General features: G+C 34.9%; 18 protein-coding genes. 12 read left to right on the top strand and 6 right to left on the bottom strand.

Features of this window, described 5'->3' with window-relative positions; translation table 11 throughout:
• Nucleotides 1–292: 292 nt before the first annotated feature.
• Both BKP56_RS06095 and istA read right to left on the bottom strand, forming a co-directional pair.
• Nucleotides 293–1,039: an ATP-binding protein gene (locus tag BKP56_RS06095; RefSeq protein WP_072693383.1), complete on the bottom strand. Its 747-nt coding sequence runs from the start codon at nt 1,037–1,039 to the stop codon at nt 293–295.
• Nucleotides 1,029–2,591, bottom strand: a complete 1,563-nt coding sequence (istA, locus tag BKP56_RS06100; protein WP_072694271.1) for an IS21 family transposase — start codon at nt 2,589–2,591, stop codon at nt 1,029–1,031. Before istA ends, BKP56_RS06095 begins: the two co-directional genes overlap by 11 nt.
• Before the next feature lie 315 nt (nt 2,592–2,906).
• On the opposite strand from istA, the gene BKP56_RS06105 reads away from it, so the two are divergent.
• The 6 genes from BKP56_RS06105 to BKP56_RS06130 all read left to right on the top strand — a co-directional run bounded on the left by BKP56_RS06105 (nt 2,907) and on the right by BKP56_RS06130 (nt 7,954).
• Nucleotides 2,907–3,818, top strand: coding sequence for an aldo/keto reductase (locus tag BKP56_RS06105; protein ID WP_072694272.1), 912 nt, complete (start codon nt 2,907–2,909; stop codon nt 3,816–3,818).
• A 148-nt stretch (nt 3,819–3,966) separates the two neighbouring features.
• Nucleotides 3,967–4,275, top strand: a complete 309-nt coding sequence (locus BKP56_RS06110) for a phasin family protein (protein WP_072694273.1) — start codon at nt 3,967–3,969, stop codon at nt 4,273–4,275.
• Between the two features lie 60 nt (nt 4,276–4,335).
• Entirely contained in the window at nt 4,336–5,934 is a 1,599-nt protein-coding gene (locus BKP56_RS06115; RefSeq protein ID WP_072694274.1) for an ABC1 kinase family protein, read from the top strand.
• Between the two features lie 73 nt (nt 5,935–6,007).
• On the top strand, nt 6,008–6,973 hold the full coding sequence (locus BKP56_RS06120) for an aromatic acid exporter family protein (RefSeq protein WP_072694275.1): 966 nt from the start codon (nt 6,008–6,010) through the stop codon (nt 6,971–6,973).
• Nucleotides 6,974–7,011: 38 nt separating this feature from the next.
• Entirely contained in the window at nt 7,012–7,419 is a 408-nt protein-coding gene (locus BKP56_RS06125; protein WP_072694276.1) for a DUF4430 domain-containing protein, read from the top strand.
• Nucleotides 7,412–7,954, top strand: coding sequence for an ECF transporter S component (locus BKP56_RS06130; protein ID WP_232226934.1), 543 nt, complete (start codon nt 7,412–7,414; stop codon nt 7,952–7,954). Before BKP56_RS06125 ends, BKP56_RS06130 begins: the two co-directional genes overlap by 8 nt.
• 40 nt (nt 7,955–7,994) lie before the next feature.
• On the opposite strand, the gene BKP56_RS06135 is transcribed toward BKP56_RS06130, so the two are convergent.
• Genes BKP56_RS06135 through BKP56_RS06145 form a run of 3 tightly spaced genes read right to left on the bottom strand, consistent with a single transcriptional unit; the run spans nt 7,995 to nt 10,153 of the window.
• Nucleotides 7,995–8,522 (bottom strand): hypothetical protein, encoded by a 528-nt coding sequence (locus BKP56_RS06135; RefSeq protein WP_072694277.1) that lies wholly within the window; start codon nt 8,520–8,522, stop codon nt 7,995–7,997.
• A gap of 6 nt (nt 8,523–8,528) precedes the next feature.
• Nucleotides 8,529–9,536, bottom strand: coding sequence for a flotillin-like protein FloA (gene floA, locus BKP56_RS06140; protein WP_072694278.1), 1,008 nt, complete (start codon nt 9,534–9,536; stop codon nt 8,529–8,531).
• 8 nt (nt 9,537–9,544) lie between these two features.
• On the bottom strand, nt 9,545–10,153 hold the full coding sequence (locus BKP56_RS06145; protein ID WP_072694279.1) for an NfeD family protein: 609 nt from the start codon (nt 10,151–10,153) through the stop codon (nt 9,545–9,547).
• A 549-nt stretch (nt 10,154–10,702) separates the two neighbouring features.
• Here BKP56_RS06145 and glgB point away from each other — a divergent pair.
• The 6 genes from glgB (at nt 10,703) to BKP56_RS06175 (ending at nt 20,396) form a co-directional block, all read left to right on the top strand.
• Entirely contained in the window at nt 10,703–12,616 is a 1,914-nt protein-coding gene (gene glgB, locus BKP56_RS06150; protein WP_072694280.1) for a 1,4-alpha-glucan branching protein GlgB, read from the top strand.
• Nucleotides 12,617–12,713: 97 nt separating this feature from the next.
• The gene (locus tag BKP56_RS06155; protein WP_072694281.1) at nt 12,714–13,859 is read left to right on the top strand and encodes a glucose-1-phosphate adenylyltransferase; all 1,146 of its coding nucleotides are present in this window, start codon (nt 12,714–12,716) and stop codon (nt 13,857–13,859) included.
• Complete coding sequence (gene glgD, locus BKP56_RS06160; protein WP_072694282.1) at nt 13,849–15,012, top strand: glucose-1-phosphate adenylyltransferase subunit GlgD; 1,164 nt, start codon at nt 13,849–13,851, stop codon at nt 15,010–15,012. Before BKP56_RS06155 ends, glgD begins: the two co-directional genes overlap by 11 nt.
• A 16-nt stretch (nt 15,013–15,028) precedes the next feature.
• Entirely contained in the window at nt 15,029–16,468 is a 1,440-nt protein-coding gene (gene glgA / locus BKP56_RS06165) for a glycogen synthase GlgA (protein WP_072696023.1), read from the top strand.
• A gap of 103 nt (nt 16,469–16,571) precedes the next feature.
• Nucleotides 16,572–19,007 carry a glycogen/starch/alpha-glucan phosphorylase gene (locus BKP56_RS06170; RefSeq protein WP_072694283.1) on the top strand — a complete coding sequence of 812 codons (2,436 nt, stop codon included), beginning with the start codon at nt 16,572–16,574 and terminating at the stop codon, nt 19,005–19,007.
• Nucleotides 19,008–19,145: 138 nt separating this feature from the next.
• Entirely contained in the window at nt 19,146–20,396 is a 1,251-nt protein-coding gene (locus BKP56_RS06175; protein ID WP_072694284.1) for an NCS2 family permease, read from the top strand.
• Nucleotides 20,397–20,451: 55 nt separating this feature from the next.
• On the opposite strand, the gene BKP56_RS06180 is transcribed toward BKP56_RS06175, so the two are convergent.
• A complete protein-coding gene (locus BKP56_RS06180) occupies nt 20,452–20,793 on the bottom strand; it encodes a DUF4828 domain-containing protein (RefSeq protein WP_072694285.1) in 342 nt (113 codons plus the stop codon).
• Nucleotides 20,794–20,823: the final 30 nt, after the last annotated feature.

Here is a 20,823-nt window from a genome sequence, read left to right on the forward strand (position 1 = left end):
CAATCATTTATGTAAAATGACATTAGCTCAATTAGTTAACCTTAATTTGTGAACAATTTGTTACAACCCTTATATTAAAGACAATTGTTCATGAAATCAAGACAAATTGACAAATTGTTGTCACAATTGATGTTATTTAATAAAAGAAATTATATTGTCTGATTATTTCGTGCTTTCAGGACCTCCTTTTCGAAGTATTGAGTCTTACAATATCCAATAGCAGTCCATCAGTCCGTGCTTTGAGTCCGCTAAATAGCCACGCTGTGTGAGAGCGTGGCTAGTGAGTCATACTTTATTGATGATTATTTTGAGCAAGCTGTTCTCTCATATTTAATTGTCCAGTATCGAACCAGACTGCATTGTGAACGATTCTGTCCATGATTGCGTCCGCATGGACGCCTCCTCCTAATCTCTTATGCCAGTCTCCTTTACGAAATTGTGTACAGTAGATGGTGGAACCGGAGTCGTATCGACGCTCAATAATCTCGAATAAAAATTTTAGATCTTCTTCCGATACGTCGTCTAGCAGCCATTCATCAATAATGAGCAGACTATAATTGGAGAATTTAGTAATGAGGTTCGTTACACCTTTAGGTTTAAGCGTCGCTTCGTCTCGCTCAATTAACAAGTCAGGCAAGCGAATATAACGTGTACGGATCTCTTGCTTACAGGCTTCTCGTCCTAGAGCACAGGCGAGATACGTTTTTCCGGAACCTGTAAATCCTTGAAATATGATATTTCTTCTGTGGGTGACATAATTACAGGTTGCCAATTCTTGAAGTGTATGACGATCGATCTCTCGCTGTTCATAATAAACGGCAGAAAAATGAGCATCTTGAATGCGGAATTTAGATCGCTTGATCAATCCTTTTACTCGGCTATTGTATTTCTCTTGATACAGATAATCTATACTGAGCTGCAATCGTTCATCAAATGACAGGTAACGGGTATCATTCTCTATTTCTTGCATTTCTAAATGATCGACTAACTCACTTAAGTCCATTTTTCTTAATTTTCTTATGGATTCGTTATTTATCATTGTGTTTTCCTCCGTAGTAGTCTGCCCCTCTAACAAATCCCATGGATTCCGTATAAGTACTTTGAGCGTTTTCCATGGTCTTATTATTGGCAGGATTGGTTAATATAGCATTCAGCTGGCGATATTTTGGAGAGTAGACTTTCTCTAAAGCAACCTGGCAAGCTGTCTCTAAAGCAGCGTTCGAATATTTTTTAGATAGATTAAGAATAGATAAGCAAGACTGATATCCTTGTTCTTTGAGTAATAAATTCTCAAAGACACGCTGGATAACTTTGTGCGTATACGGACCAATCTTAAGGCCCCAATTTAACAACCGTTGGTCATTCCACTCGAGTTGGTTGAATTGGTCGGGGAGATGTTCTGGGGAAGTAGAGAAAGCATATTCTTTGTACTGAGGGAAACGTTTATGAGTCGCGATTCGTTCATCTTGGAAATAGATTTCTAGAAAATGATGGGTTACTTTTAAATCTACTTTCTTTTTAACGTATTGATAGGGGCAAGAGTAATGATTCTTTTGGTAAGAGATATGACAGTCCAATTTCACTTTTCTTCCATAAACCCATTCTGCAATTTCATAGGGGACAAGTGGCAATGGACGCAATTTAGCCTGTTCGGTTTCAGCAAAAATAAGCTGTCTGCTTCCTTCACGTTTTTGAAAAGGTGTTTCATTAAAAGCCGTCATTTTTTCGCGAATTGCGATCTTTAGATCACCCATAGAAGTAAATAGTTCATTCCTTAAAGAAGCAATAACAGCCGTTGCAATTTTACCCACTGCGCCCTCAACAGCTGCTTTTTGTTTTGGTTTTCGTACTTGAGCAGGCATAACAGCCATCACATAGTGATTCGCTAAGGCTTCATACTGCTCATTTAAGATAATGTCTCCTTCTTTTGGGTGGCTAATGACCCCTGTCTTCAAGTTATCACAAATCAATCTAACGGTTGTCCCACCAAAAAAGGCAAACATATTCATGTGACAATGAAGCCATGTGTTACTTTTCATATCGAGAGTGGGTTCAACATAGGTGTACTGACTATAAGGAAGGGTTCCTACAAATAAATAGACTTTCCTTAATTCGCCAGTAGCCGGATCCAATAATTGCATGGTAGCTCCACTCCAATCGACTTGAATAGAAACACCCGGCTTATGTGTTAAATGATTCGTTAAACGGTACTGGTCAATGTGCTTTTGATAGTCTTCACAGAATTTTGTATAACCTACTGCAATACCGTTGGTATCGTTACACTGATCGACGTATTCTTGCCATAGAAGCTTGAGGGTAACCCCTACACTCTGAAGCTCCTTATGGATTTTATCGTATTCAGGTAGTGTGTATAACACTTCTGATTGATAGCGTTCAGGAAAGAATAAGCGATACGCTTCCTTGTCAGACAATTCCTTAATGTCTTCATATGAGAGATTTAGTTCATCTGCTCGTTTAAAGACATCACTAACTGAACTGCGACCTACTTTCTGAGTTTTAGCAATCATGTTTCGAGAAAATCCTTGATCTCGATACTGAATCACTCGTTTAACTGGGATTTTTCTAGCCATTAAAAATAGCCTCCTTCATGTATTTTAGAAGTAAGAACTTCTAAATTTACTATACACAAAAGAGACTGAAAAGTGGTCTTGAACTGCGAAATAGTGGTCTTGAACCGCGAATTTGATTAAAAAATAAGGTGGACTCAGTTCGTGAAACAGTGGACTCGAAATGGATATTCATGGACTCCAAAACGCGAAATAATCAATTGTCACAAAATTGTCATAAAATCTACTTTGTATTTTCGAACAAATTAGAAGTTATCTCTCGATTAATTTCATTATTATTTATACAATAGATATAGTCATAATAATAGGAGGAGAACAATGAATAAGATTTTATTAGGGAAAAGCGATTTATCGGTTTCTGAAGTAGCGTTAGGCTGTATGAGAATGAATGCATTAGACAATGACGCAGCTGTTAATGTTTTAGAATCAGCTAATGAGTGCGGAATCAATTTCTATGATCATGCGGATATTTATGGAAAAGGCGAGTCTGAAAAGACTTTTGCGAAAGCTTTGAAAAATAGTTCATTAAAAAGAGAAGATATTCTGCTTCAATCTAAAGCAGGGATCCGACAAGGATTCTATGACTTTTCAAAAGAACACTTGTTAACTTCAGTGGAAGGTATCTTGAAGAGGTTAGAAACTGATTATTTGGATGTACTATTATTACATCGTCCAGATGCACTAGTAGAACCTGAAGAGGTAGCAGAAGTATTCACTCAATTACACAAATCAGGAAAAGTTAAACATTTTGGTGTAAGTAATCATAGTCCTTATCAGATCGAACTACTTGAAAAGTATATCGATCAAGAAATTATTGCAAACCAGCTGCAATTTAGTGTTGTGCATACTGGTATGGTTGATGCTGGTATTCATGTGAACACGAAAGACCCACTTTCAGTCGATCATGACAGAGCTGTTCTAGATTATTGTCGGCTTAACAACATAACAGTTCAGCCGTGGTCACCAGTTCAAGGGGAAAATGGGGTTTTCTTAAATAATCCTCAATATAAAGAAATTAATGAAGTTTTAAGTAAAGTAGGAGAAGGGCATAATATAAATAATGAAGCAGCTTCTATTGCCTGGTTACTAAGACACCCAGCGAAAATGCAAGTCATTTTGGGTACTATGAACCCTGAGAGAATCAAAACTTATGCATCTGCCTCAGACGTCCAATTGTCTCGAGAAGAATGGTATGAGATTTACCGAGCTGCCGGAAACAAAGTACCTTAAAATAATCTAATAAATTTTATAAAAATCTTTATTATTTTAAGGTAATGTACAAGTAGATATTATCTGACAATCTATCAGACGAGTGCTATACTAAATGCAGTAGTAAAGTTTTTCTAAAAATCAATTGAATAAGGAAGGAGTACTTTTAATGTTAGTAGATGATTTAAAGAAAGCATTATTGATTGGGGTCGGTGGGACAGCCCTTGCGGTTGAAAAGTCGATGGAACAAATCGATAGACTAGTAGCGAAAGGTAAACTTTCAGTCGAAGAAGGCAAGTCGCTTACTTCTGAATTAATTCAAAAGAAAAATCAACATACCAATGATCTAGAAGAAAAAGAAAGATTAGAAGCGTTATTGCTGGAAATGAATGTTGCTCAAAGAAAAGACATTGACGATTTAGAAGCAAAAGTTCAAGAACTAGAAAAAAAATTAGAGAATCACCCTAACAATAAATAAACGGAATGGTGCTGGTTAGTTCATTCTAACTGGCACTTTTTATAGAAAGGAGGAGATTGTATGTCTAAAACAAGTAGAGAGCGACTCAAAGAAATAGCTTCAGTACTTGCATCATATGGTTTTGGCCATATATATAACACACGTATCAGGTCACGAGACAAAGAACAGGATGCAAAAAATCTTAGAAAAGCATTTGAAGAATTAGGACCAAGCTTTATAAAAATTGGACAAATTATTTCTACAAGACGCGATCTTTTACCTAATAACTATATTCAAGAACTTTCGAAGTTACGAGATGACGCTCCTCCTTTTTCTTATAATGAAATGCGTAGAATATTTAAAGAGGATTTAGGTTTATCACTTGAAGACGTATTTGCATATGTAGATGAACAGCCACTTGCCAGTGCTTCTGTTGCTCAGGTACATAAAGCAAGATTGAAAAGTGGCGAAAACGTTATAATTAAAGTTCAAAGGCCGGAAATTGAAGAAAATTTATTAAGAGATATCAGATTGTTTTCTAGAATTGTCTCTATGGCACCAAATACTGTCAAAGAAATGCTGGTAGATGCAGAGTCTGCCTTCAAAGAAATGCTGGAAACGACTAAAATCGAATTGGATTTTCGTAACGAAGCAAAATACTTAGTAAAATTTCGTGAATTAAATCAGTCAGCTAAAGCAGTTACTGCACCAAAACCTTATCTTAAATTAACTTCAAAACGAATATTAGTGGAAGAATTTGTGGATGGAATCAAAGGATTAGATTCTTCAAAAATTGTTTCAGCTGGATATGATAAACAAGATATAGCTGAAAAGTTAATGTACTCTTTTTTATCCCAAGTTTTTCATGATGGTTTTTTTCATGGAGATCCGCATCAAGGGAATTTGATTATTAAAAATCAGCAAATTGTTTTTCTGGATTTTGGAATTACTGGAGAATTATCTTCTAATGTTAGAGAAAGTTTAGTAAAACTAGTTAATTCATTAGTTCTCGAAGACATTGAAAGCATGATGAATATACTCTTGCAAATGGCTATCGTTAAAACAAAAGTCGATCGATTTGCTTTAAATGAAGATTTATCTGATTTCTATCACACCTATGTTTCGAGAAGCTTTAAAAATATAGATTTAAGCACTTTTTTTTCTGATGTGTTATATATTACCCATAAACATAAGATGATTATGCCAAATGATTTTCTGCTTTTAGCTAAATCACTTACTATCTTGGAAGGCGTTATTACTGAGTTATACCCTGATATCAATGTCCTTCAGATTGCAACATCCTACATTAAAACAAATGATAGTATTTCATTTTTCGATTCATTTTCAAAAGATAAATTAATGGTTGGATTATACCAATTTGCTCAAAATTCAGTTTCTATACCTATAAAGCTTACTAAAGCTTTGGATACAATCAACAATGGACGTATCAAGATTCATTTAGATCTAGTAGATGGAAATGTGAAGTGGACAGGACTAAATAAAATGGTTAATAGAATTGTATTTGCAGTGATTATTGCAGCTTTGATACTTGCATCAGCTGTTATTTTGGCAGTGGCCGAAGGAACAGGAGTATCTTTATTAGCTATTGTCATATTTATTGGGGCTGGAGTAATGGGCTTATGGTTACTGATTTCTATTATAAAGTCAGGAACATTATGATAGAATATAAAAAAGCTATGAAAAAATCCCTAATAGAAAATGGTTATTAGTTAGTGTAGGCAGGAGTTAACGGATGAACATAACAGTTAGAACAATCAAAATTACAATAGCATCATTGCTTGCTATTCTACTGGCACAAGGGTTGAACTTAGAACATCCATTAGCATCAGGAGTTATTGCCATTTTAAGTGTTCTAGAGACGAAACAAGAATCAATTAAGACCGCATTAGCACGTATAGGCTCTGCAATTCTTGGATTCATCATTGCGTCCATTTTATTTTATTTTATTGGATATACAATATTTGCCTTCTGCTTGTATTTGCTTATTTTTATACCTATCACTTGCAAGTGGAATTTGCAATCTGGTATTGCACCTACAACGGTACTTGTTACTCATTTTATGACTGCTCAGAGTATTTCCTGGGTATGGCAATTAAATGGTTTTGTACTGATGCTAATTGGAGTAGTGATGGCATTGCTGGTAAACAGTTGGATGCCTTCGCAACAAAAAGAATTAAACTGTTTAAAAGAAGAAATAGAAGAAGAAATGCGCGTAGCCTTAGTAATGTTTCAGTCTCAATTATTAGGAGAAAAAAATTTTTCATCAATTCATGAACATTTGAAACAATTAGATAATAAAATCCATGAAATGAATCATTTAGCATTTAAAGAATATGAGAATCAAGTAATAAATAGATCAGGATATTTTGTAAGATATGCGCAAATGAGAAAAGAACAATCTGTTGTACTTCAAAAAATTTATGATAATTTACCATTAATAAAGTTAGCAACTAAACAAAATGAAGTATTGGCCGATCTTTTTGTAGAAACTGCAGAACAGCTTCATGAAAAAAATACAGGCTTACAATTGCTTAACGATATTTTAGACTTATATATTGAATTTAAGCAATCTGACTTACCCAAAACAAGAAGCGAGTTTGAGAGTAGAGCTAGTTTGTTTCAAATTTTGAATGATTTTGAGCGTTTTATCAAAATCAAAAGAGAATTTTACATAAATGAACAGTCTTCGCTCAGTTAAGAAGAATCAATTTATCAAAAGATTTGAGGAAAATAAAAATGAAAAAAGTTATTGGAATTAGTTTATTCACTTTTTTACTAACAGGTTGTGTAAATAATGAAGAAAATAGTAAGCAAGATGACACAGACAAAGCAGATACTGATGAATTAGTAATAGTAGAATTTGAGTTCGATATTGATGATGATATTTACAATATAGATGAAAGTAAGATAAATAAAACAGTTGAACTTAGTGCAGATACGTCTTTACTAAATGCAATGAGAGAGCAATATGATGTTAAAGATGAAGAAGGGTATATCACATCGATAGAAGGTTATGAACAAAGCCAAGAAAAAAATGCTTATTGGCTTTATGAAATAAATGATGAATTTGCACAAGTAGGTGCAGCAGAATATATACTAGAAGATGGAGATGTAATCAGCTGGGAACTTGAGACAAGTGAATAAACCGAAAGCTTTTTCCGTTTATCATATGACTGTACTGGCGCTTATGATTGCAGTGACTCAAACGAGCAGGCTGTTGTTTAGCTTTATCCCTAATGTTCAGCCTTTGACTGTGATTTTAATTCTATTGACGATATCATTTGGAACAGTAGATGCTCTTATTGTAGGATTAGGTTCAATTTTTTTATCAAATTTAACATTGGGTATGGGACCATGGACGTTAGCTCAAATCCTTTCTTTTTCTGTTATCATTTTATTGTCAAAACTTCTTGCTTTGAGTATTAATAAAGTTAGGAGGCCAATGTTCATTTGGCTTATATTTTCAGGTGCTACAGGTATTTTATACGGCATGATTATTTCTATCGTTCAAGCGCCTTTTTACGGAATGACAATACCTTCTTTATTAGGGTATTGGTTGGCTGGTCTATGGTTTGATATGTATCATGCAGTAGGCAATATAGTGTTTTTTCTATTATTATATCCAACCTTAGTTCCATTACTGAATAAAATTAATAAAAAAATAAAAAAAAGTCAGTAAACCCCTAAATGTAAATTTGGGAGTTACTGACTTTTTAATTTTATAGTGACTTATCTCTAAAAGTAACAGGTTTGTCTAATATTTCTTTATAAATCATAGCGTTGACTAGACTTTTATCATTAATTAAAAGTGCTGGATTTTTAGCCTTTTTAATTACCTTAGTATTTTTAAAAGTTGTCACTTCTTTTAGAACAGATTCGTTTGAATTCCTTCGAGTATTGTTTGCACGATCCTGACGAGCACGACCTCTAGAACGATCAATATTCTCACGTTCTAGTCTGCGACGTTCCCGTTCAGTAGTAAGGTTTTTAACTGCTTCTTGTTGAGATGCAATATTTCCAGAAGGCTGGTTTCGTTCTGTATTTTCATATCTTCTGTTTGTTCTTGATTTAGCATTACGTGGTGTTTTTTCACTTGAAGAACTTGCAGAGTAAGTCTGAATAGGTTTATCGAAAACAGACTTTTTTTTCTGTGATTGTTTTGCACTTTTTTTACTTATTGAACCAAGGATTCCTGTCACGACAGTGAAAAAGATAAAAAGCTGAAATAACCAAATTAATATTTCCATATTTTATCACTCTTCTTCGTCAGTAGGACCAGCTTGATTTGATATAGAACTTCTCATATCAGTATCAGCATTTATATTCTGCATTTTATAGTAATCCATTACGCCGATGCTGCCGTTACGTAATGCTTCAGCCATAGCAAGTGGTACCTTAGCTTCAGATTCCACAACTTTTGCACGCATTTTCTGAGTTTCAGCACGCATTTCTTGTTCTTGTGCAATCGCCATTGAACGTCTTTCTTCAGCTTTAGCTTGAGCAATATTTTTGTCAGCTTCCGCTTGTTCAGTTTGTAGTTTAGCCCCAATGTTACGTCCGACATCAATATCAGCAATGTCTATTGACAGTATTTCAAATGCAGTTCCAGAGTCTAAGCCTTTACTCAATACAGTTTTTGAAATCATATCTGGATTTTCTAATACATCTGAGTGTTTATTTGCAGAACCAACAGTTGTAACGACACCTTCACCTACACGGGCGATGATTGTATCTTCTCCAGCACCACCGACTAGGCGTTCGATATTAGCACGTACAGTTACTTTAGCTTTAGCAATAATTTCAATTCCGTCTTTAGCTACTGCTGCAATATCTGGAGTTACAATAACTTTAGGGTTTACAGAAAACTGTACAGCTTCAAAAACATTTCGTCCTGCTAAATCAATAGCTGCTGCTTTCTCAAACTCTAAATCAATATCTGCACGGTGAGAAGCAATCAATGCGTCGATGACTGTGTTGACATTTCCTCCAGCTAAATAGTGAGCTTCTAACTGATTCGTGTTTAATTCGATACCCGCCTTAGTAGCTTTGATTAAAGGTCTGATAATCGCATGAGGACTGACTTGTCTCAAACGCATCCCAACTAGAGTGCCGATTCCAACTTTAACGCCTGAGAAGTAAGCAGTGACCCATAAACCTACAGGTACAAATCTTAAAAAGATACTGAGTAAAATAATAACTATTACAGCAGTAATAATGATGCCTATAAATCCTTCTCCTGTATATCCTTCCAAATTTTTCATCTCCTAATCTATTTTTTTCTAACTAAAATTTTAGTACCTAACACTTTTTCAACGATTACTTCCGTGTCTTTAGAGATGTGACCCTCCGAACTTAAAACATCTACAAGTGTTTCATCGGTTATCCCAAAAGAGACTTTTCCGGATGGACGTAAAGGAGTTTTTGCAATTCCTTCTAGTCCAGGTTTAATCTGAGTTGTCTTTTTCTTAGAATCAGTTTGCTGAGACACTTGTATGTTGGTGTTCAATATTAGCTTATTGACATTGGCAAGCGAATATCCGTTACGGACAAGATAAAAAACAACACCCGCAGTAATAACTATAGACATACTTAAATCACGGATAGTAGTTCCGATATCTCCGATTGTCAGATATAATCCTACAATTAACAGAATGCTACCAATCGCTCCAGCGATGCCGAACTCCGGAATGAAAATCTCAAAGATAACAAGCAGTAGTCCAATCGTAAACAACAAGACAGGCAACCAGGTATGAACACCGATGAAACTGAAATATAAAATAAAACTAATTAAAGTCAAACCTAGTCCAGTTTTAGATAATGGTGTCAGAATAGCAACAGCGACACCGATAAAGCCAACAGCTAGTAATAATCCTTCCATTTCTTAGCCTCCTTTTGAGTTATGTAACCTCCTTCAATTATCTTACACTCATAATGATATCATTTTAACATACTAAAGTCATCGGTCTAGAGTCGGATTATAAAGAGTATTTTTATTTATTACCTAATCCTATTCGTTACAAAATTCTGAATATAAAGGTTAAAGTAATAACGATAGTTTTTTTTAATGTTAAGCGTGAGACAAACCATTAAAATAGAATAAAAACTTATAATTTGAATAATTATTAAGTAAGAGAAGTAGCGGATGGCAGGGTTTTCTGACCTACGAGTTTGTTAGTAACTTCTTATGTGATAACTAATGAATCTATAAACACTTTAGCAATGAAGTTTATAGAAAATAAAACTTCTTACCTTTTCTCCTCTTATAAGTGAAATCGCTTGGTAAAGAATGAAAACTAGGATACAATATTTATATAAGTGAATATTTATATGTTTTAGAGTACGTTAATTTATTTGTACATTTTTAATATTAAGGGAATGTGAAATAATGAGAAATATGTTCTCATATATGACGAAAGGAGGTCCTTGAATGAGAGATGAAATTATAGCAAAGCAAACCAGCCTAGAATATGAAAAATCTAAGTACTTATTTAATATAGGAGAAAACTATGATAGTTATCTTACGTTAGGATGCATCAAAGTTGAGAATGGTTTCCGGTTTGCAGTATGGGCACCAAATGCAAAAGAAATATTTACAGTAGGTGATTTCAATCAATGGCAGGAAGAAGCTGTTATGGAAAAAGACCCGAAGACCGGGATCTGGGAGATTACTATACCAGAAGCTAGAGAAGGCGATCATTATAAATATAAAGTAGTTCAAGCTGATGGAACAGCTAATTATAAAATTGATCCATTTGCTCTAGCTTTTGAAGTTAGACCGAAAGACGCATCTGTAGTCAAGGCATTACCTGATAAAAGATGGTCTGATGGAATGTGGATGGCTAATAGGAAAAGGCGAGCTATTTATGAAAGGGCACTGAATATTTACGAAGTACATCTTAGTTCCTGGAAGCAGCATCCTGATGGCTCGTGGTATACGATCAAGCAACTTCAAGAAGAATTAATTCCATACGTAAAAGAAATGGGATATACCCATATTGAATTTCTCCCTCTCATGGAGCATCCTCTTGATGCAAGTTGGGGATATCAAGTAACAGGATTTTATGCTATTTCGTCTAAATTCGGGACAATGGAAGATTTCCAAGATTTTGTAGAAGCTGCACATAAAGCAAATATTGGAGTAATAATGGACTGGGTTCCCGGTCACTTTAATCGAAATGATTATGCACTGGCTTATTTTGACGGCACCCCACAGTTTGAATATGAAGAAACTAACCGGGCTGACAACAATCGCTGGGGTACATTAAATTTCGATATAGGGAAAAATGAAGTTCATAGTTTTCTTATTTCTAATGCTTTATTTTGGATTGAACAGTTTCATCTTGATGGTTTAAGAGTAGATGCAGTCAGTAATATGCTGTATCTGGACTATGACCTGGGAGAATGGACACCAAATGAGGATGGAACAAATCATAACCGCGAAGGGGTACGATTTATTCAGAAAATGAACAAAACAATTTTTGGCAGACATCCTGATTTGTTAATGATGGCTGAGGAGAGTACTGCTTGGAGTAAAGTTACACATCCTGTTCACGAAGGCGGGTTGGGATTCAACTATAAATGGAATATGGGGTGGATGAATGATACTCTGAAGTTTTTCGAAATGGACCCAATCAACCGGAAAAACAGCTTCAATTTGATTACTTTTTCGTTTATGTATATGTTTAATGAAAATTTTGTTTTGCCAATTTCACATGATGAAGTTGTCCATGGAAAAAAATCATTAATGCATAAAATGTACGGTGATCGTTATAATCAATTTGCTGGTCTCAGGACAATTGAGACATTTAAAATAATGCATCCCGGGAAAAAATTGCAATTCATGGGTTCAGAATATGGTCAGTTCTTAGAATGGAAATATAATGAAGGTCTGGAATGGAAAGACCTAGAAGATCCTCAGAATAAATCTCATCATGAATTTACTAAACAATTGAATCAATTTTATAAAGAAGAAAAAGCATTATGGGAAATAGATCATCATGCAGAAGGTTTTGAAATATTAGATGCAAGTAACAATGAAGAAACTGTTTTATTTTTTATTAGAAAAGGTAAAAAAACTAGAGATTTCTTAATTGTGCTCTGTAATTTTGTCCCTGTAGAGCGCCACAGCGTTAGGGTAGGAGTTCCTTTTAAAGGACAATATGAAGAAGTCTGGAATACCGAATCAAAGGCATTCGGAGGAACGTGGACAAAAGGACAAGGAGTAATGAAATCCGATCCAGTCAAAAAACATGGTTATGGACAGTCAGTTAGCTTAATATTGCCGTCACTCAGTGTAGTAGTATTGAAGCCTAAGCGTATATACGGTGTCCCAAAACAGTAGCTGTTAAATTAAAAGTTAAAATAAATAGTAAATATAAGGAAAAAGAGAGAACGAATTTAAGGAGGGAAGGAAGGTCTAAGGATACTTCCAATAATATATGAAAACAGAAACAGTAGCTATGATACTAGCTGGTGGACAAGGCTCACGACTAGGAAAATTAACGAAACAAATTGCTAAGCCTGCTGTACCATTTGGAGGAAATTATCGAATTATAGATTTTGCTTTATCCAATTGTGCAAATTCGGGTATTAATAATGTAGGTGTAGTAACACAATATCAGCCGCTAGTATTAAATCGTCATGTAGGAAATGGAGCAAGCTGGGGATTAAATAGACATAATGGAGATGCAACGATCTTACAACCTTATTCAAGTGTCGACGGAGAAAAATTTTTTAGAGGAACCTCACATGCTGTGTACCAGAATATTAATTATATTGATCAAAAGAATCCGGATTATGTTGTGATTTTATCAGGAGATCATATTTATAAAATGGATTATGAAAAAATGCTGGATTTCCATAAAGAAAAGGCTGCCTCGCTTACTGTAGGGGTTATGCCGGTAGAGTGGGAAGAAGCGTCTCGTTTTGGAGTAATGAATACAGACCGTACAGATCGCATTACTGAGTTCCAGGAAAAACCTGATGAACCGAAATCTAATCTGGCATCCATGGGTATCTATATCTTCAACTGGCCAAGATTAAAGCAATATCTTGTGGATAACCAATCCAAGAATAGACAAATGGATGACTTTGGACATCATGTTATTCCAGCTTATTTAAGAAATAGTGAAGCAGTTTATGCTTATAAGTTTAAAGGATACTGGAAAGATGTTGGAACAGTTGAAAGTCTATGGAAAGCAAATATGGAATTTTTAGATCCTGATCATGAACTAAATATAAGAGACGCAGACTGGAAAGTGTACTCCCAAAATCCCAATACCACTCCGCAGTTTTTAACAGATACAGCGAAAGTCAAAGATTCGATGATTACCGATGGTTGTTACATTTCTGGAGAAGTTAATCATTCTGTGCTGTCGCATAATGTCAAGATTGGCAAAAATTCGGTTATCAAAGATAGTGTGATTATGTCGGGAGCTGTGATTGGCGAGAATGTAATTATTGAAAAAGCGATTATTGGAGAAAATGCCAATATATATGATGGTGCAAGGATTGTTGGAGAAAATGGAGAAATATCTGTAGTTGGATATGAAGAAGAAGTAGGAGGATACAAAGATGCGGAATAAAATAGCAGCAATATTTAATTTAGTAGAAGATGATGAAAAACTTAGACCTTTAACAAATAGAAGACCAATAGCGTCTTTGCCCTTCGCTTGTCGTTACCGTTTGATAGATTTTCCGTTTTCAAGCTTATATAATGCCGAAGCTGTTTCAGCAGCCTTGTTTATATCAGAATCTGGACATTCACTTTATGATCATATCAGATCTGGGGCTACTTGGGGATTGGATTCTATTACTGGTGGAGGGGTCTTTACACACTCGCAAATACGCCTAAAGACAAATACAACCGAGCATAAATATTCAGCTTCTTATTATGATGATCATTATAAGTATGTTACAAGTTCTAAGGCAGAATATATTTTATTAATGGGTTCAAGTATGCTGGCAAATATTCAAATCAAATCTTTAGTGAATTATCACAATGACAAAGCTAGCGATGTAACCATTGCTTATAAAAATATTTTGAGAAATTCATTAAGAGAAGATACGGTATACGATAAGTATAATTTTGATGAAGATAAAACTGAAAAAGTTACGAGTATCACCCCACTGTCTGAAACTCCCTTTGATGATGCACTGGTTCCTGTTGGAATTGAAGTGATGGTCATCAACAAAAAAACATTCTTGGATTATCTTCAGAAAGCTAGAGAGCGTAATTTATGTGTTAGCGTTAAATCTTTTGCCCAGCTGGCGTTAGCACAGGAGGACAAGGTGTATGGCTATGAATATACAGGATATTTGAAAGCTATTGAAGATATCCAAAGTTACTTTGATGCAAACATGGAAATGTTGAATGAAGACCACTTTAATGCCTTGTTCTATAGAGCAGATCCAGTTTTGACACGTTCTAAAAATTCAGCTCCTACATTTTATGGGCCTGATGCCCAAATCCATAACTCTCAAGTAGCTAATGACTGTGAGGTTTATGGAGAAGTGACTAATTCACTATTATTCAGAAGAGTGAACATTGCAAAAGGAGCTAAAGTTGAGAATTCTATCGTTATGCAGAACTCTTATGTAGAAGAGGGCGCTACACTTAAATACGTAATCTTAGATAAGCATGTCTATGTGAAGAAAGGCGCACACTTAGAAGGTACACCTGATAATCCTATCGTTATCGGCAAGAATGAGATTGTTGAAGGAAATAGAACCTTATGAAAGGATGAAAAACACGATGAATATTGCTTTTACAGCTTCTGAATGTGCTCCTTTTTTTAAAACAGGTGGACTTGGAGACGTTATGGGTGCTTTACCAAAAGAACTTGCAAAAGGTGAACATGATGTTCGAGTGATTTTGCCATATTATAAACAAAAAATGCCAGGAAAATATCAGAGTCAGTTAAAAGATGTTACAAGTTTTAACTTGAGAGTTGGCTGGCGTAATCAGTATTGTGGAATTAAAGAATTGAAACAGGATAATGTAACTTATTATTTTGTAGACAACCTTTATTATTTCGATCGACCTACCCTGTATGATTATGGTGATGATGGAGAAAGGTTTGCCTTTTTCTCTCAGGCAGTAATTGAAATGCTTGAGAAAATTGATTTCATTCCGGATATTTTACATGTGAATGACTGGCAAACTGCGATTATCCCTGTATTACTTAAGGACAAGTATCATTGGGTCAATGCTCTTAAAGATATTAAGACAGTATTAACTATTCATAATATCCTGTTTCAAGGTAAGTTCGATCAGGTTGTGTTATCTGATTTATTTGATATGGGCTACAGCGCTTATCACGATCATGGGCTAAAATACGAAGATCAAGTAGGTTGGTTAAAAGGCGGTATTTACTATGCGGATTTAGTCACCACTGTAAGTCCAACTTATGCGGAAGAAATCAAGACACCGGAGAATGGATATGGCTTAAATGAAGATTTGAGCAATATATCTTATAAGTTAGTTGGTATTTTAAACGGAATTGATTACGATATTTATAATCCAGAAAAAGATCCGACAATTCCGCATAACTTTTCAACAAAAGATTTTTCTGGGAAAACTAAAAATAAATCACTCCTTCAGAAAAAATTTGGATTACCTGAGAATGAAAACGTTGCTTTAGTTGGTGTAGTAACTAGACTAGATGAACAAAAGGGAGTACAGCTGATTACCGAAGCAATGGATGAGTTAATGTCATATCGGAATGTTCAAGTTGTTCTGATTGGAACCGGGAAAGATTACTTTGAAGATTCATTCCGATATTTTTCAAATCAATATCCTGATAAATTTAGTGCAAGAATTGAGTTTGACAGTCACCTTGCTCAACTGATTTATGCAGGGGCTGATGCCTTCTTGATGCCTTCTAAATTTGAACCATGCGGGTTATCTCAGCTTAATTCTTTGAGATACGGTACATTACCGATTGTGCATGAAGTTGGAGGCCTAGTGGATACTGTTACAGCCTATAATCAGGAAACTGGAGAAGGAAATGGATTTACTTTCTATAGCTTTGACGCTAAAACTATGTTGGATACAATCGACAGAGCGCTGACTGTTTATTATGAAAAACCTGATCAATGGAAAACTATGATGATCAGAGGGATGAATAAAGATAATAGTTGGCATAAATCAGCAGAAAAATATTTAGATCAATATAAATATTTAGTATATTAATAGGTGTATCCCTTGGATTTTTCTTAGCTCTAATTGAACAAGAGAAATCCAAGGGGGATTTGTATAAATTTTTGAAGAATAATTTTAGATTGGGGATGAATCTATGTTTAAATCAACTAAGGAATTTACTAAAGAATATAAAAAAATGTTCGAAAACCTGTATGCTTTTACTTATGATCAAGGAACTAATGAGCAGCAATATATTGCTTTAGGGACTTTGATTAAAAATAAATTATCAAAAAACTGGCAGGCTACCCGTGAACAGTACTTAAATGATAAAGTGAAACAAGTTTACTATTTCTCAATGGAATTCTTGCCAGGACGACAATTAAAGAGTAATTCCTATAACATGGGAATTCTACCAATGATTGAGGCAGGAGTAAAAGAATTGGGTTTAGAGTTCGAAGAGTTGATAGAAGCAGAAGCAGATCAGGCTTTGGGAAATGGCGGATTAGGGCGCTTAGCCTCTTGCTTTATGGATTCTCTAGCTTCATTGGGTATTCCTGGCAACGGAAATGGCATTCGTTATCAGTATGGACTGTTTCGCCAAAAATTTGTAGATGGGTATCAAGTAGAATTACCAGAGTACTGGTTGCGTAATCAGAATGTATGGGAAACAAGAAATGATCAGTCTTCCTACATAGTTCGATTCGGAGGTAATGCTTGGCTGGAAATGGACCATCAGGGGCACTGGATTCCCAAATATGAAAATACGCTAAATGTTTTAGCAGTACCTTACGATACGCCAATGGTGGGTTATCGTACTAATAAAATCAACAATCTGCGATTATGGTCAGCTGAAATTCCTGTAGAAGAGGAAGAAAATTATCATACTGTACAAGAGACTGAACCGATAAAAGAAATTACACAAGTTCTGTATCCGGATGATTCAAACTATGAAGGAAGATTATTGAGACTAAAGCAGGAATATTTTATGGTCTCAGCGGGTGTTCAATCGATCGTTAAACAGTTTCGTAAATATAATCTTCCAAGAAAGCATTTTCCAGAAAAAATAGCCATGCACATTAATGATACACATCCCTCACTCGTTGTTCCTGAATTGATGAGGATACTAATTGATGAAGAACATTTAAGCTGGGAACAGGCTTGGGAGATTACAGTCAAAACCTGCAGCTATACTAATCACACTGTACTGAGAGAAGCCTTAGAAAGATGGCCAATAGATATGATGCAGTCGCTTCTACCAAGAATTTATATGATCATAGAGGAAATCAATCGAAGATTTGTTGAAGAGTCATTACCATTATATGGTGAAAAAATCACTTGGCAGACAGCAATTCTACAAGATGGAATGGTAAATATGGCTCATTTGGCAATTATTGGTAGTCATAGTGTAAATGGTGTAGCTCAACTGCACACAGAAATATTAATGAATGATGTTTTAAAAGATTTTTTCACCATTTATCCAGAAAAATTCAATAATAAGACAAATGGAATTACACAGAGACGGTGGATCCATTTAGCAAATCCTGCTCTTACTCAATTAATTGATGAAAAAATAGGAGAAGAGTGGAAACGAAATCCTGCAGAATTAAAATTATTGAAAAGCTTTGAACATGATGAGGAAACACTGAATGAACTAGGGAAAATAAAATATCAAAACAAAGTAAAACTGGTTAAATATATTGAAGAAGTTCAAGGATTAAAAATTAATCCGAATGCGATATTTGATGTACAAATTAAAAGACTTCATGCATACAAAAGACAGCATTTAAACGCTTTGCATATTTTAGACAGATATTTAAGAATTAAAGATAACCCCTCAATTGACCTACAGCCAAGAGTTTTTATTTTTGGTGCTAAAGCCGCTCCAAGTTATCAGTATGCTAAACAAATTATCAAGTTAATCAATGCTATAGCGAATCTGGTAAACAATGATCCAGATATTGGGGATAAATTAAAAGTTGTCTTTTTTGAAAATTATGGTGTTTCATTAGCAGAAAAAATAATTCCAGCAGCAGAAGTTAGTGAACAAATTTCACTTGCAGGTAAGGAAGCTTCTGGAACCAGTAATATGAAATTGATGGCAAATGGTGCAATGACTCTTGCTACGTTAGATGGGGCAAATATTGAAATTAAAGATTACGTTGGAGAAGATAATATCTTTATTTTTGGATTATCCAGTCGAGAAGTTGCTGAATTAGAAAAAAATCATATGTATCACTCTAAAGATCTATATGATTCGAATGAACGGTTGAACAGAGTTTTAAATGCATTAGTAGATGGAACGATTCCAAATGCTCCACAAGAGGGCGGAGCGGTTTTCGATGCGCTAGTCCACTATAATGATGAGTATTTTGTTTTAAAAGATTTCGATGATTATATCAGGGCGCAAGACCAAATTGATCTGATTTATTCGGATAAGAAAGAATGGAATAGAAAGTCTTTACTTAATATCGCAGCATCTGCTCCTTTCTCGGCTGATTATACAATCAAACGTTATACTGAAGAAATCTGGAAAGCAAAGCCTCAATGCAGCGGGGATGAAGGAGTTCATCCATTGAACGAACCACTCTAACAGTTTTCTGAGATAGAAAAGACATGTATCAAATATGTAATATTCATGACTAATGTTTATTTAAGCTTCCTATTTCGTTGATTAATTGATACACTATAACGTGCTGTGTCTTTAATAAAAGCAAAAGGACGAGATAATGTGTTAAATAGATTTGAATTAGACAATTTTAATACCTCTGTTAAACAAGAGGTACTTGCCGGTATCGTAGCTTTCTTTTCGATATCTTATATATTATTTGTTAATCCGAGCATTCTTTCTCAAGCAGGTGTTCCGGAAGAATACAGTGTTTTCTCAACAATTTTTATAGCAGTGATTGGTACCTTTTTAATGGGCACTATTGCAAACGCTCCTGTCGTAATGGCTCCGGGAATGGGAGAAAATGCTTTTTTCACTTTCACCTTAGTAGCTGGTTTAGGCTTAACATGGCAGCAAGGACTAGCTTCAGTAATTATAACAGGCATACTGTTTGTAATCGTTGCTTTTTTAGGTATTATGAAGCTCTTCAGCGAATCTATCCCTAAAGAATTAAAGCAAGCCATTACGATTGGTATAGGCTTATTTCTTATACTGATTGGACTAGAGAATACTGGACTATTGATTGAGGGTACGTTTAATTTAAACGGGATTGGATTAGCGGGTCTTTTCTTAGTTATCATTTTAAAACGTATAAATGTAAAAGGTGGCTTTTTAATTGCTATTTTATTGACGACTGTATTATATTGGCTTGTCAATTTTGAATCAATAGAAGCAGTTAGTTTTAATCTAAAGCCAATAACGGAATATAGTAAAATGCTGACAGCAGCAGATTATAGTAATATGTTTAGTTTTGAGTTCTGGTTGGGTGTGTTTTCACTACTAATGCTTTTGATCTTTGAAACAATTGGTATGCTAGAAGCGCTTATCCCAGATCAGAAAAGAATAAACAAAGGATATAAAGTAGGTGCTGTATCAGGATTATTATCGGGGCTGTTAGGAACTAGTCCGGCAATACCAGTTGCTGAAAGTGGTGCTGGAATTGCTGAAGGCGGAAAAACAGGATTGACTGCCGTCACTGCTAGTATGCTGTTTTTATTTTCAATTATTCTTACGCCTTTTTTATCATATATTCCCTCAGAAGCTGTTGGACCTGTCATTATTGTGACGGGTGCAACGATGGCTCTTGCTAACTTGAAAATAAGGCTCGAACATTTATTGGATTGGATACCTTTGATATTAATTATCCTGATGATTCCTCTTACAGGCAGCATTGTAGAAGGAATGGCTTATGGATTCATTGCTTTCCCCATTGTTAAATCAGTAACAGGTAGAAGAAAAGAGACGAATTCCGTATTATGGGTGATTAGTATTTTGTTCTTATTCACACTAGTTTCAACATTTTTAATTGCATAATCAAAAATCGTTCAGACACAGGAAAATATCCTATTCTCTGAACGATTTTTTTATTTTATTTTTTTTCGATTGGATAAGTGGTACCATCTAGTTCATCGAATAAAAAATATTTTTCATTATCTTTTCTTTCAAGGATCAAACTATAACCAAAATGATCTTTCATAATTAATTGATGGGGTGATTTTTGAGGCAATATACTCTTCAGGGGTTTAGTGTTATATTTTCCTGTACCCTCAGAAAATATTTCTAATGAAATTTCTTGCAGAGATTGCGGGACATAGACAGACCATTTCCCAACTAATTCATTTTCAGAAATTGAATGTTTAATCGTACTTGATAAACTATTTTTAGATCGAAATGATCTTGTGAATTTTCTAAATAGAGATGAAAATTGCATTCTTAAGATACTCCTTTTAGTTTCCAAACT

It is taken from the genome of Marinilactibacillus sp. 15R, assembly GCF_001895285.1.
GTDB classification, from domain to species: domain Bacteria; phylum Bacillota; class Bacilli; order Lactobacillales; family Carnobacteriaceae_A; genus Marinilactibacillus; species Marinilactibacillus piezotolerans.